The following is a 698-nucleotide window of genomic DNA, read 5'->3' as shown; positions in this document are numbered from 1 at the left end:
CTTTTAAGTTTATAAAAAGGTTTTTTCATTTATATTCCTTGATATTCTAAAAATAGTTTTTGTGTCTTTTTTTGTTTCGTTTAAGGTTTTATTTTGAGTGTTAAGTTCTATCTCATTCATTTGTGCATTCTTTTAGTTTAGATTGTAGGGTATTGAGCTGATTGATTTGTTTTTGATCGAGTCTGAGTTTTGGATAATTATTGTTTATATTTTCTATTTTCATTTTAAGATAATCATCTTTATAGGCAATAAATTTAATTTTTGAATTTATAAGATTGATATATCTATCAACTGCAATATTAATTTTTTCTATGCCATTTAGAATTGCTATGGTTTTGGGATTATTTAAATCACAAATAGGAGCTATTGAAAGTTCTCTTAGGTACATATTATTAGCAAACGCACCATCTAAGCCAATCAATAGATTAATATATGTTACAATTTCTATTATTTCAAAATCATTATCATTTTTTTTCAAAAAATCCTCTTCTAAACGAGTATTTAGAAAAAATAAAAAATCTTCAAAAACTTTAAATCTTTCCTTATCAAATAAAAAATAAGTTTTATGTCCTATAAAAGTTTTTTCATTATCTAAAAGATAAAGTATAATATCCATATTTATTCTTAAAACAATTCGACTAGCTTTTCTTGAAAGTTCCTCATCTTCATCTAGGAATGAATAAATAGTTAGAGTTTTC

1 protein-coding gene is annotated in these 698 nt (G+C 23.2%); it reads right to left on the bottom strand.

Going from position 1 to position 698, the window contains the following annotated elements; translation table 11 throughout:
* Positions 1–112: 112 nt before the first annotated feature.
* The coding region (locus L8W69_RS09235; protein WP_263666997.1) for a hypothetical protein at positions 113–698 on the bottom strand (586 nt) is incomplete at its 5' end.

It is taken from the genome of Campylobacter sp. CNRCH_2016_3089 (genome assembly GCF_025772505.1).
Taxonomy (GTDB): Bacteria; Campylobacterota; Campylobacteria; order Campylobacterales; family Campylobacteraceae; genus Campylobacter_D; species Campylobacter_D lari_D.
This window is presented reverse-complemented; position numbering and strand designations above follow the sequence as displayed.